At 72.4% G+C, this 12,391-nt stretch carries 10 protein-coding genes; 9 read left to right on the top strand and 1 reads right to left on the bottom strand.

What is annotated here, in order from left to right; all coding sequences use genetic code 11:
* Positions 1 to 108 precede the first annotated feature (108 nt).
* Positions 109 to 1,446 carry an MFS transporter gene (locus tag HUX53_RS35130; protein WP_255205937.1) on the top strand — a complete coding sequence of 446 codons (1,338 nt, stop codon included), beginning with the start codon at positions 109 to 111 and terminating at the stop codon, positions 1,444 to 1,446.
* Positions 1,447 to 1,456: 10 nt separating this feature from the next.
* Here HUX53_RS35130 and HUX53_RS35125 read toward each other — a convergent pair whose 3' ends face one another.
* A complete protein-coding gene (locus tag HUX53_RS35125; RefSeq protein WP_021597992.1) occupies positions 1,457 to 1,951 on the bottom strand; it encodes a transcriptional regulator in 495 nt (164 codons plus the stop codon).
* A gap of 434 nt (positions 1,952 to 2,385) precedes the next feature.
* On the opposite strand from HUX53_RS35125, the gene pyrR reads away from it, so the two are divergent.
* The 8 genes from pyrR to pyrF form a co-directional block, all read left to right on the top strand.
* Complete coding sequence (gene pyrR, locus HUX53_RS35120; protein ID WP_176407588.1) at positions 2,386 to 2,961, top strand: bifunctional pyr operon transcriptional regulator/uracil phosphoribosyltransferase PyrR; 576 nt, start codon at positions 2,386 to 2,388, stop codon at positions 2,959 to 2,961.
* Entirely contained in the window at positions 2,958 to 3,899 is a 942-nt protein-coding gene (locus HUX53_RS35115; protein WP_176407587.1) for an aspartate carbamoyltransferase catalytic subunit, read from the top strand. The genes pyrR and HUX53_RS35115 overlap by 4 nt, the downstream gene beginning before the upstream one ends.
* Positions 3,900 to 3,960: 61 nt before the next feature.
* Positions 3,961 to 5,247, top strand: coding sequence for a dihydroorotase (locus HUX53_RS35110; RefSeq protein ID WP_176407586.1), 1,287 nt, complete (start codon positions 3,961 to 3,963; stop codon positions 5,245 to 5,247).
* Positions 5,248 to 5,276: 29 nt separating this feature from the next.
* A complete protein-coding gene (carA, locus tag HUX53_RS35105) occupies positions 5,277 to 6,431 on the top strand; it encodes a glutamine-hydrolyzing carbamoyl-phosphate synthase small subunit (protein WP_309237580.1) in 1,155 nt (384 codons plus the stop codon).
* Positions 6,431 to 9,781 carry a carbamoyl-phosphate synthase large subunit gene (carB, locus tag HUX53_RS35100; protein ID WP_176407584.1) on the top strand — a complete coding sequence of 1,117 codons (3,351 nt, stop codon included), beginning with the start codon at positions 6,431 to 6,433 and terminating at the stop codon, positions 9,779 to 9,781. Before carA ends, carB begins: the two co-directional genes overlap by 1 nt.
* An 81-nt stretch (positions 9,782 to 9,862) precedes the next feature.
* Positions 9,863 to 10,750, top strand: coding sequence for a dihydroorotate dehydrogenase electron transfer subunit (locus tag HUX53_RS35095; protein WP_176407583.1), 888 nt, complete (start codon positions 9,863 to 9,865; stop codon positions 10,748 to 10,750).
* Positions 10,747 to 11,727 carry a dihydroorotate dehydrogenase gene (locus tag HUX53_RS35090; protein WP_176407582.1) on the top strand — a complete coding sequence of 327 codons (981 nt, stop codon included), beginning with the start codon at positions 10,747 to 10,749 and terminating at the stop codon, positions 11,725 to 11,727. Before HUX53_RS35095 ends, HUX53_RS35090 begins: the two co-directional genes overlap by 4 nt.
* Positions 11,724 to 12,391: orotidine-5'-phosphate decarboxylase (pyrF, locus tag HUX53_RS35085; protein ID WP_176407581.1), on the top strand; the 668-nt coding region annotated here is incomplete at its 3' end. The genes HUX53_RS35090 and pyrF, both read left to right, overlap by 4 nt.

The following is a 12,391-nucleotide window of genomic DNA, read 5'->3' as shown; positions in this document are numbered from 1 at the left end:
GCTTTCCCCTGGTTCTGTTTTTTGTTTATGTTGATGGGTCTGTGGCCACCGAAGCCTCTCTCTTCGTCTTCGTCGGCAGCGGCGGATGGGTATAAGAGACAGCTGTCCATGGCCGTGGTGACCCCCGCGCTGCCGCAGATCCAGGACGGCCTGGACACCACGCCGGCGGGCGCGGCGTGGGCGCTCACCGCGATGACGCTGTCCGCGGCGGTCGCCACGCCGGTGGTCGGGCGGCTGGGCGACCTGTACGGGCCGCGGCGCGTGCTGCTCACCGTGCTCGTGATCGCCACGGTGGGCATGGTCGTCGCCGCGCTGGCCCCGTCCGTCCCGGTCATGCTGGTGGGACGGGTGCTCGGCGGCATCGGCGGCGGCGTCTTCCCGCTCGCGTACACGATCATCCGGGACGTCGTGCCGGCCGCCCGGACGGCGTCCGCGGTCGGCCTCATGTCGTCCATGCTGGGGCTCGGCGGCGCGGTCTCCTGGTGCCTGGCCGGGCCGATCATCGACTTCCTCGGCTGGCGCTGGCTGCTCTGGCTGCCGGTGCTCGGGCTGGTGCCCGGCCTCGTCCTCGCCTGGTGGATCGTGCCGCGGTCGGCGCCCGGAAAGGCGGCCAGGGTCGACTGGTGGGGCGCCGTCCTCTTCGCCGCCTGGCTGGTGGCCGCGCTCACCGCGCTGACCGAGGGCATGGACTGGGGCTGGACGTCCCCGGGCGTCCTCGGCCTCCTCGCGCTGTCGGCGGTGACGGCCGGTGCGTGGCTGTGGGTCGAGGGCCGCGTCGCCGAGCCGCTGGTCGACCTGCGCATGATGCGCGTGCGCGGCGTGTGGACGGCGAACGCCGCCTCCCTGCTCTCCGGGTACGCGCTCATGGCGGGCGGCCTGCTGTTCCCGCTGCTCGTCCAGCTTCCGGAGGACACCGGGTACGGCTTCGGCGGGACGGCCACCCAGGCGGCCCTCCTGCAGCTCCCCGCCAGCATCGGCATGACCGCCGCGGGCATGACGGCGGGCCTGCTCGACCGGCGGATCGGCTCCCGCATGGTGCTGTTCGGCGGCGCGCTGATGACCGGGCTCGGCTACGCGTTCGTGGTGTTCCAGCACGCCGCCATGTGGCAGCTCTACGTCGGCGGCCTGGCCAGGGGCATCGGCCTCGGCTTCGCCTACGCCGCCGTCGCGAACCTCGTCGTCGCCGCCGTCCCGTCCGGCGAGACCGGCGTCGCGACCGGGATCAACACCCTCATCCGCACGGTCGGCGCGTCCCTCGGGACGCAGATCAGCGCGGTCGTCATCGTGGTGGTCCCCGGCGAGGGCGGCTACACGACCGGCTTCGCCCTGAGCGCCGCCGCCGTGGCCGTCGTCCTCCCGCTGGCCCTCCTCGCCCCGCGACGGCGGGCGCGCGGACGCGGAACGGGGCCCGGCGTGGTGCCGGACCCCGTCACGGTCGTTCGGTGAGACAGGTGTGTCAGAAGGACTCGACGGCGCGGCGCGCCTCCGGGTCCAGGACGCCCCAGCCGATCAGCTCTTCGGTCAGCTCGGTCGGGGACTTGTCGTAGATGACCGCGAGTGAACGCAGGTCTTCCTGGCGGATGGACAGGACCTTTCCGTTGTAGTCGCCCCGCTGGCTCTGGATCGTCGCGGCGTAGCGGGCGAGAGGACCGGCCTTGTCTTTCGGAAGCTGCTGCAACCGCTCTAGATCGATCACGAGCTTGGGTGTAGGCCCGAGCGGGCTCGGCGCGGCTCCGCCGGGCAGCAACTCGGATACCGGCACGCCGTAGAAATCGGCGAGCTCGGCCAGCTTCTGAACGGTGACGGCGCGGTCGCCCCGCTCGTACGAACCCACGACGACGGCCTTCCAGCGGCCACGTGACTTCTCTTCCACACCGTGCAGGGACAGGCCCTGCTGGGTGCGGATGGCGCGCAGGCGCGCGCCGAGAGCCTTAGCGTATTCAGACGGCATTCTCGGCCCCCAGGCTCACTTTCAGCGTCGTCGGACCCCGGTGGCGTCACCGGGGGGAGACAGATTCGCGAAGCCAGGGGGCCTCAGGACTCTGTCTCCAGGGATGGTTACGGACAGTGACGGTAAAACGGGTACGGCCCCAGGTCAAGCTGATTGGAAAAAAGCGGTCGAATCCGCAGGACTCGATCCGGGCCGTCCGGATCGTCCACAAGCCGTGTGGACGCGCGGTGGCGAGCCTGTCACGCTGCCCGCACGGCGCCCCGCGGCCGGCCGAATGTGACCCCTCTCACCTGCGAAGACGTGGACCGGTCCGAGTGGGGAGCGGTGCCGGCCGGCTGCTAACGTGGGGGAGACACGACGTCCTTTAAGGCCCGTCCAGAGAGGCGGGGAAGGAGGTTTCGGCGGTGAATGCTGCCTCCGGACAGGAGCAGCGCGTGGCGGACGGTGACCCCCGGCCCAAGGCCGTTCTGGAAGGTCCCGACATCAGACGCGCGCTGACCCGCATCGCACACGAGATCCTCGAGCGGACCAAGGGCGGCCACGACGTCCTGCTGCTCGGCATCCAGACCCGCGGCGTGACGCTGGCCGAGCGGCTGGCGGGCGCGCTGCGCGAGGTCGAGGGCCGCCCGGTGCCCTGGGGCTCGCTCGACGTGACCATGTACCGGGACGACCTGCGGATGCGGCCCGCCCGCGCCCTCGGCCGCACCGAGCTGCCGCCCGGCGGCATCGACGACAAAGTGGTCGTGCTGGTCGACGACGTGCTGTTCTCCGGCCGGACGGTGCGCGCCGCGCTGGACTCGCTGAACGACCTCGGCCGGCCCCGCGCCGTCCAGCTGGCCGTGCTGGTCGACCGCGGGCACCGGGAGCTGCCGATCCGCGCCGACTACGTGGGCAAGAACCTGCCCACCTCGATGCGCGAGACGGTGAAGGTGCTGCTGGACGAGAACGACGGGCGCGACGCGGTCCTGCTGGGGCCCGTGCTGCTGGGCCCGACGGGGGGTGCCGAATGAACCGCCATCTGATCTCCGCCGCGGACCTGACGAAGGACGACGCGCTGCTCGTCCTCGACACGGCCGAGGAACTGGCGCAGATCGCCGGCCGCTCCATCAAGAAGCTGCCGACGCTGCGCGGCCGGACGGTCGTCAACCTGTTCTTCGAGGACTCGACCCGCACCCGGATCTCGTTCGAGGCGGCGGCGAAGCGGCTGTCCGCCGATGTGATCAACTTCTCGGCGAAGGGGTCGAGCGTGTCCAAGGGCGAGAGCCTGAAGGACACGGCGCTCACCCTGGAGGCGATGGGCGCCGACGGCGTCGTCATCCGGCACGGCGCCTCGGGCGCCCCGCACCGGCTCGCCGGCTGGGTGCAGGGCAGCGTGGTCAACGCCGGCGACGGCACGCACGAGCACCCCACCCAGGCGCTCCTGGACGCGTTCACGATGCGCAAGCGCCTCGGTGAGCTGGACGGCCGCCGCGTCACGATCGTGGGGGACGTCCTCCACAGCCGCGTGGCACGATCCAACGTCCTGCTGCTGAACACGCTCGGCGCGGACGTCACCGTGGTCGCGCCCCCGACGCTGCTGCCCGTCGCCATCGACACGTGGCCGTGCTCGGTCTCCTACGACCTCGACGGCGTCATCCCCAAGAGCGACGTCATCATGATGCTGCGCGTCCAGCAGGAGCGGATGAACGCCGCCTACTTCCCGACCGTCCGCGAGTACAGCCGCCGCTACGGCCTGGACGGCGACCGCATGGCGCAGCTCCCCGAGCACGCCATCGTCATGCACCCCGGCCCGATGAACCGCGGCGTCGAGATCGCCGCCGAGGTCGCCGACTCGGTCCGCTCCACGATCGTCGAGCAGGTCGCCAACGGCGTCAGCGCCCGCATGGCGGTCCTCTATCTGCTGCTCGGCGGCTCCGAGGCGGCGATCGGCAAGGGGGTCGCGCAGTGACCGGTCCTTTCTGCTGCTCGGCGGCTGTGCTGAATTCCGCCATCGGCCAGGAGGTCTCCCAGTGACGACGTACATCATCAAGGGCGCGCGGATCCTCGGCGGCGACCCGGCCGACATCCTCGTCCGCGAGGGCGCCATCGCCGAGGTGGGCCCCAAGCTGGACGACGCGGGTGCGCAGACCATCGACGCCGACGGGCTCGTGGCCCTGCCCGGCCTGGTCGACCTCCACACCCACCTGCGCGAGCCGGGCCGCGAGGACGCCGAGACCGTCGAGTCCGGCACGAAGGCCGCCGCGATGGGTGGGTACACCGCCGTCCACGCGATGGCCAACACCGACCCCGTCGCCGACACGGCCGGCGTGGTCGAGCAGGTGTGGCGCCTCGGGCGCGAGGCCGGGTACTGCGACGTCCAGCCCGTCGGGGCCGTCACGCGCGGCATCGCCGGCGAGAAGCTCGCCGAACTCGGCGCCATGGCCGACTCCGCCGCGCGTGTACGGGTCTTCTCCGACGACGGCCACTGCGTGTCGGACGCGGTCATCATGCGCCGCGCCCTGGAGTACGTGAAGGCGTTCGACGGCGTCGTCGCCCAGCACGCGCAGGAGCCGCGCCTCACCGAGGGCGCGCAGATGAACGAGGGCGAGATGTCCGCCGCGCTCGGGCTGCGCGGCTGGCCCGCCGTCGCCGAGGAGGCGATCATCGCCCGGGACGTGCTGCTCGCCCAGCACGTCGGGTCGCGGCTGCACGTCTGCCACGTGTCCACGGCCGGCTCGGTGGAGATCATCCGCTGGGCGAAGAGCAAGGGCTGCCCGGTGACCGCCGAGGTCACCCCGCACCACCTGCTGCTGAACGACGCCCGGGCCGGCACCTACGACCCGATCTTCAAGGTCAACCCGCCGCTGCGCACCGCCGACGACGTCACCGCGCTCCGGCACGCCCTCGCCGACGGCACGATCGACTGCGTCGCCACCGACCACGCCCCGCACCCGGTCGAGGCCAAGGAGACCGAGTGGGCCGTGGCCGCGATGGGGATGATCGGCCTGGAGACCGCGCTGCCGGTCGTCCAGGAGGCGATGGTCGAGACCGGCCTGCTCGACTGGGCCGGAGTCGCCGACCGCATGTCCGCCCGCCCCGCCCGCATCGGCCGCCTTTCCGGACAGGGTCGTCCGCTGGAGGCAGGTTCGCCCGCCAACATCACGCTGTACGACCCGTCGCCGCGCCGCGCCGTGGACCCCTCCGCGATGACCTCCAAGAGCCGCAACACCCCGTTCGCGGGCCTGGAACTGCCCGGCCGGGTCATCACGACACTCCTGCGCGGCAAGCCGACCGTCCTGGAAGGAAAGCTCCAATGAACAATTTTCATCCTCGGGGGAGCCGCACAGTGCAGGCCCCGGCGGACAGGCCGGATGAAAAATGTTCAAACCCTGCTCTGCTCGTTCTGGAAGACGGCAGGGTGTTCCACGGGACCGCGTACGGGGCCGAAGGCGAGACCTTCGGCGAGATGGTCTTCAACACCGGCATGACCGGCTACCAGGAGACCCTCACCGACCCCTCGTACGCGCGCCAGATCGTGGCCATGACGTCCCCCCACATCGGCAACACCGGCATCAACGGCGAGGACCCCGAATCACGCCGCATCCAGGTGGCCGGCTACGTGGTGCGTGAGCCCGCCCGTGTGGCGTCCAACTGGCGCGCCACCGGTTCGCTGGGTTCGGCGCTGCGCGAGCAGGGAATCGTGGGCATCGCCATCCCCGGCACACGCGCACTGACGCGGCACCTGCGCGACAAGGGCGCGATGCGCGCCGCCATCTTCAGCGGGACGGACGCCATGGCGCCCGGCGAGGACGCACTGCTGGCGCGTGTACTGCAGAGCCCTTCGATGGAGGGCGCCGACCTCGCGCGCGACGTCTCCACCAAGGAGCCCTACGTCATCCCCGCGCAGGGTGAGAAGCGCTACACCGTCGCAGCGGTCGACCTCGGGATCAAGGCGATGACGCCGAACCGGCTGGCGCTCCGGGGCTGCGAGGTGCACGTCCTGCCCGCGACCAGCACCACCGAAGAGATCCTCGCCCTCAACCCCGACGGCGTGTTCTTCTCCAACGGCCCCGGCGACCCGGCCGCCGCCGACTACGCCGTGGACGCGCTGAAGGGCGTCCTCGACGCGGGCACGCCGTTCTTCGGCATCTGCTTCGGCAACCAGATCTTCGGCCGCGCGCTGGGCCTCGGCACCTACAAGCTGAGGTTCGGCCACCGGGGCGTCAACCAGCCCGTCCAGGACCGGGACACCGGGAAGGTCCACATCTCGGCCCACAACCACGGGTTCGCCGTGGACGCCCCCGCCGACGGCCCGTTCGACACGCCCTACGGCCCCGGTGAGGTCAGCCACGTCAACCTCAACGACGGCTGCGTCGAGGGGCTGCGGCTCCTGGAGCGTCCCGCGTTCAGTGTCCAGTACCACCCGGAGGCCGCCGCAGGCCCGCACGACGCGTCCGGGCTCTTCGACCGTTTCTGCGAGCTGATGGAGGCGTCGAAGTAATGCCGCGCAGGGAAGACCTGAAGTCCGTCCTGGTCATCGGCTCCGGGCCGATCGTCATCGGCCAGGCGTGCGAGTTCGACTACTCCGGCACCCAGGCGTGCCGGGTGCTGAAGGCCGAGGGCCTGCGGGTGACGCTGGTCAACAGCAACCCGGCCACGATCATGACCGACCCCGAGTTCGCCGACGCCACCTACGTCGAGCCGATCACCCCCGAGGTCGTCGAGAAGATCATCGCCAAGGAGCGGCCGGACGCGCTGCTGCCCACCCTCGGCGGCCAGACGGCGCTGAACACCGCCATCGCGCTGTTCGAGGGCGGTGTCCTGGAGAAGTACGGGGTCGAGCTGATCGGCGCCGACGTGGACGCGATCCAGGCCGGCGAGAACCGCGAGCGGTTCAAGGAGGTCGTCGCCAAGGTCGCGCGCGAGCAGGGCCTGAACGCCGAGTCCGCCAAGTCGGTCATCTGCCACACGATGGACGACTGCCTCGCGGCCGCCGGCGAGCTCGGCTACCCCCTCGTCGTCCGGCCGTCGTTCACGATGGGCGGCCGTGGCTCCGGCTTCGCCCACGACGAGGCCGGCCTGCGCCGCATCGCCGGCGCCGGGCTCGACGCGTCCCCGACCAGCGAGGTGCTCCTGGAGGAGTCGATCCTCGGCTGGAAGGAGTACGAGCTGGAGGTCATGCGCGACCGCGCCGACAACGTGGTCATCGTGTGCTCCATCGAGAACCTCGACCCGATGGGCGTGCACACCGGCGACTCGATCACGGTCGCGCCCGCGCTGACGCTCACCGACCGCGAGTACCAGAACATGCGGGACGTCGCGATCGCGGTGATCCGCGAGGTCGGCGTCGACACCGGCGGCTGCAACATCCAGTTCGCCGTGCACCCCGGCACCGGCCGGATGATCGTCATCGAGATGAACCCGCGCGTGTCGCGGTCGTCGGCCCTCGCCTCCAAGGCCACCGGCTTCCCGATCGCCAAGATCGCGGCGAAGCTGGCGATCGGCTACACCCTCGACGAGATCCCGAACGACATCACCCGCGAGACGCCCGCGTCGTTCGAGCCCACGCTCGACTACGTCGTGGTGAAGGTGCCCCGGTTCGCGTTCGAGAAGTTCCCCGGCGCCGACGGCACGCTGACCACGCACATGAAGTCCGTGGGCGAGGCCATGGCCATCGGACGCTGCTTCACCGAAGCCCTCCAGAAGGCCCTGCGGTCCCTGGAGAAGAAGGACTCCTCGTTCAGCTGGGCCGGTGAAATCGACGCCGAGGCGCTGGTCGAGTCGTCCAAGCGCCCGCACGACGGGCGGCTCAGGGACGTCCAGCGCGCGCTCTGGGCCGGGGCGAGCGTCCAGGACCTGTACGAGGCGACCGGCATCGACCCCTGGTTCCTCGACCAGATCGCCGCCATCAACGAGGTCGCCGAAGAGATCCGCACCGCCGACGACGCGCTCACCAGGGACAAGCTGCTGCGCGCCAAGCGGCACGGCTTCTCCGACGCGCAGATCGGCGAGCTGCGCGGCCTCTCCGAGGAGGTCGTCCGGGAGGTGCGGCACGCGCTCGGCGTCCGTCCCGTCTACCTGACCGTCGACACGTGCGCCGCCGAGTTCGAGGCGCAGACGCCGTACCTGTACTCGGCCTACGACGAGGAGACCGAGGTCCCGCCGGGCACCAAGCCCAAGGTCATCATCCTGGGCAGCGGACCCAACCGCATCGGCCAGGGCGTCGAGTTCGACTACTCGTGCGTCCACGCGTCGTTCACGCTGGCCGAGGCGGGCTACGAGACCGTGATGGTCAACTGCAACCCCGAGACGGTCTCCACCGACTACGACACCTCCGACCGGCTCTACTTCGAGCCGCTCACGCTGGAGGACGTCCTGGAGGTCGTCTACGCGGAGCAGCAGTCCGGTGAGGTCGCGGGCGTCATCGTCCAGCTCGGCGGCCAGACCCCCCTGGGGCTGGCCCAGAAGCTGAAGAACGCCGGAGTGCCGATCGTGGGCACCTCCCCGGAGAGCATCCACCTCGCCGAAGAGCGCGGCGCGTTCGGACGCGTCCTGCACAGGGCCGGGCTGCTCGCGCCCAAGCACGGCACCGCCACGTCCTACGAGGACGCACGTGAGATCGCCGCCGAGATCGGTTACCCGGTTCTCGTCCGCCCCTCGTACGTGCTCGGCGGGCGCGGCATGGAGATCGTGTACGACGACGCCACGCTGGAGTCGTACATGGCCCGCGCCACAGAGGCGAGCCCCGAACACCCCGTCCTGGTCGACCGCTTCCTGGACGAGGCCATCGAGATCGACGTGGACGCCCTGTTCGACGGCGAGGAGCTCTACCTCGGCGGCGTCATGGAGCACATCGAGGAGGCCGGCATCCACTCCGGCGACTCGGCGTGCGCGCTGCCGCCCATCACGCTGGGGCACGACGACATCCGCCGCATCCGGGAATCGACGGAGGCGCTCGCGCGCGGCGTCGGCGTGCTCGGGCTCATGAACGTCCAGTACGCGCTCTCCGCGGGCGTCCTGTACGTCCTGGAGGCCAACCCGCGGGCGTCCCGCACCGTCCCGTTCGTCTCCAAGGCGACGGCCGTCCCCCTCGCCAAGGCGGCGGCGCGCGTCATGATGGGCGCCACCGTCGCCGAGCTGCGCGCCGAGGGCATGCTCCCGGAGGCGGGCGACGGCGGGTCCCTGCCGCTGGACGCGCCCATCGCGGTCAAGGAGGCCGTGCTCCCCTTCGACCGGTTCCGCAACGAGAGCGGGCAGGGCGTCGACATCGTCCTCGGCCCCGAGATGCGGTCGACCGGCGAGGTCATGGGCATCGACGAGGTCTTCGGGACCGCGTTCGCCAAGTCGCAGCAGGCCGCCTACGGCGGGTCCATGCCGACCAAGGGACGCGTCTTCGTGTCGGTGGCCAACCGCGACAAACGGCACATGGTGTTCCCGCTGAAGCGCCTCGCTGACCTGGGCTTTGAGATTCTTGCCACGGAAGGGACCGCGGAGGTCCTGCACCGCAACGGCGTGCGTGCCAAGATCGTGCGCAAGCACAGCGAGGGTCCGGGACCGGCCGGCGAGCCCACGATCGTGCGGCGCGTCCTGGACGGCGAGGTCGACCTCATCGTCAACACGCCCTTCGGCAGCCCCGGCCAGTCCGGGCCGCGGCTCGACGGTTACGAGATCCGCACCGCGGCGGTGCTGCGGGGCGTACCGTGCGTGACGACCGTGCAGGGCCTCGCGGCGGCCGTGCAGGGCATCGAGGCCGTCGCCGGCGGCCAGGTCGGCGTCCGCTCCCTGCAGGAGCACGCCGAGCGGCTCAGCGGCGCGCACGGGCGCACCGGCCGGCCGGGGACGGCGCTGTGACGCCCGGGTGAGCACAGGCCGGGCGGGCCGGGCGGCGCGTCCGCCCGGCCCGCCCGGCGCACGACGAGGAGAGGGAGACGGGTGTCCGACACGCCGGTGCAGACGTCGGCGACGGTGCTGACGGTCCGCCAGGTGCAGGACTACCACGCGATGACGCTGGTGGCCCCGGCCATCGCCGAGCGGTTCCGGCCCGGCCAGTTCGTGGCGCTCGCCGTCGGCGGCGAGCACACGTCCCGCCTGGTCCGCCGCTGCTTCGGCGTGCACGAGGTCAAGTCCGACTACGGCGGCACCGTCGAGCTGGTGTTCGCCGACACCGAGCCCGGCACGGCGTGGCTCGCCGGCCGCCGCTCCCGCGACCAGATCGACCTCGTCGGGCCGCTCGGCCGCCCGTTCCGGCTGCCCCGCGACCCGGTGACCTGCCTGCTCGCCGCCGGCGGGCCCGGCGGCGCCGCCGTGTTCGCGCTCGCCGACACGCTGCTGCGGCGCGGCTGCCAGGTGCACTTCGTGCTCGGCGGGCCGTCCGCCCGGCAGGTGTTCGGCTCCCGGATGGCGCAGCGCATCGGCGACAGCTCGACCGTCGCCACCGAGGACGGCTCGATGGGGGAGCGCGGCACCGTCCGCGACGTCCTGCCCCGCGTCATCGAGGAGACCGGCGCCGACGTCGTCTACGGCTGCGGCCCCACGGACCTGCTCCGCTCGGTCACCCAGGTCGCCGGCGACTTCGGCCTGCCGTCGCAGGTGTCGGTCGAGGAGTTCCTGCAGCGGACCGGCGCGTGCGGCATCGGCGTGTGCATGACGTGCATGCTCCCCGTCCACGGCGAGGACGGCGTGACCCGCATGGTGCGCGCCTGCGCGGACGGGCCCGTCCTGCGCGGCGACCGCGTCCGCTGGGGCGACCTCGGCACCATCCCGTTCGACGCGCTCGGCGCGCCGCGCGTCCTGAGCGTCACCGAAGGGGGCTCCCAATGAGCGACCGGGTCGCCACCTCACTCGGGCCCCTCGACCTGCCCAACCCCGTCATGACGGCCTCCGGGTGCGGCGGGACGGGACGCGAGCTCGCCCAGTTCTTCGACCTCACCCGCCTGGGGGCGTTCGTCACCTCGTCCGTGATGCCCCAAGCGCGCGCGGGACGTCCCACACCGCGGGTGACCGAAACGCCGAGCGGCCTCCTCACCGCCATGGGGCTTCCCGGGCCCGGCGTCGAGACGTTCCTGGAACGCGACCTTCCCTGGCTCATCGAGCAGGGCGTCCGGACGATCGTCTCCATCGCCGGCAACAGCGTCGAGGAGTACGGCGAACTGGCGCGCCGCCTCCGGGGCGTCCCCGGCATCGCCGGCATCGAGGTCAACGTCGCCTGCCCCAACGTCGAGGACCGCGGCCGCGTGTTCGGCTGGCACCCCGCCGCCGCCGCGTCCGTCGTCCGGGCCGTCCGCGCCCACGCCCGGCCCGGCGTGCCGATCCTCGCCAAGCTCGCCCCGGACGTGACCGACATCGCCACGGTCGCGCTCGCCTGCGTCGACGCCGGCGCCGACGGCCTCACCCTGATCAACACCATGGAGGGCATGGCGATCGACCCGGCGACGCTCCGGCCCGCCCTCAGCGGCGTGTCGGGCGGCCTGTCCGGGCCCGCGATCCGGCCCATCGCGGTCCGCTGCGTCTACCAGGTGCACGCCGCGCTGCCCCGCACCCCGATCATCGGCGTCGGCGGCATCGCCACCGGCCTGGACGCGCTGGAGTTCATCCTCGCCGGCGCGTCCGCCGTCGCCGTCGGCACCGCCGTCTTCCACGACCCCGCGGCCGGCCCCCGCGTCCTGCGCGAGCTGGAGGAGGCCCTCGCCGCCCGCCGCATCGGCCGCCTCGCCGACGCGGTCGGCCTCGCGCACAAGCCCGCCGGGTACGTCCCGCCCCAGGTGCGCCCGCAAGAGCCCGAGAAGGAGAAACTGTGACCGCCGCCCCCATCGCCGTCGCGCTGGACGCGCCCGACCTGGAGACGGCCGCGCGCTGGGCCACCCTGGTCACGCCGCACGTCTCCACCGTCAAGGTGGGCCTGGAGCTCTACCTGCGGTACGGCCCGGACGTCGTCGCCAGCGTCCGCGGGGCCAGCCGCGTCCAGGTCTTCCTGGACCTCAAGCTGCACGACATCCCGGCGACCGTCCGCGGCGCCGCCCGCGCCGTGGCGCGCCTCAAGCCGTCCTACCTGACCGTGCACGCGGCCGGCGGCCCCGCGATGATCCGCGCGGCCGTCGAGGCCGCCCCCACCACCAGGATCGCCGCGGTGACCGTCCTGACCTCCCTGGGCGACGCCGACCTCACCGCCCTCGGCCTCGCCGGCCCGGCCCCGGACGCCGTCCGGCGCCTGGCCCTGCTGTCGGTCGAGGCGGGCGCGCAGGCCCTCGTCTGCTCCCCGCAGGAGGCCGCCGCCGTCCGCGCCGAGGTCGGCCCGGACATCACGCTGATCACACCGGGTGTCCGCCCGGCCGGCGCCGCCAACCAGGACCAGGCCCGCGTGGCCACCCCCGAGGACGCCCTCGCCGCCGGCGCCGACCTGCTGGTCATCGGCCGCCCCATCACCGGCGCCCCCGACCCGGGCGCCGGTGATGGGGCGGCCGA

This window comes from Actinomadura sp. BRA 177 (assembly GCF_013372625.1).
In the GTDB taxonomy this organism is placed as follows: domain Bacteria; phylum Actinomycetota; class Actinomycetes; order Streptosporangiales; family Streptosporangiaceae; genus Spirillospora.
Note: the sequence above shows the minus strand (reverse complement) of the source record. Positions and strands in the feature narration are given on the sequence as shown.

Bases quoted from the DNA above. Each gene is read 5' to 3' on its own strand.
- HUX53_RS35115 (WP_176407587.1), top strand. From the start codon at position 2,958: ATGAACCGCCATCTGATCTCCGCCGCGGACCTGACGAAGGACGACGCG.
- HUX53_RS35090 (WP_176407582.1), top strand. From the start codon at position 10,747: ATGAGCGACCGGGTCGCCACCTCACTCGGGCCCCTCGACCTGCCCAAC.
- HUX53_RS35130 (WP_255205937.1), top strand. From the start codon at position 109: ATGGCCGTGGTGACCCCCGCGCTGCCGCAGATCCAGGACGGCCTGGAC.
- HUX53_RS35125 (WP_021597992.1), bottom strand. From the start codon at position 1,951: ATGCCGTCTGAATACGCTAAGGCTCTCGGCGCGCGCCTGCGCGCCATC.
- carB (WP_176407584.1), top strand. From the start codon at position 6,431: ATGCCGCGCAGGGAAGACCTGAAGTCCGTCCTGGTCATCGGCTCCGGG.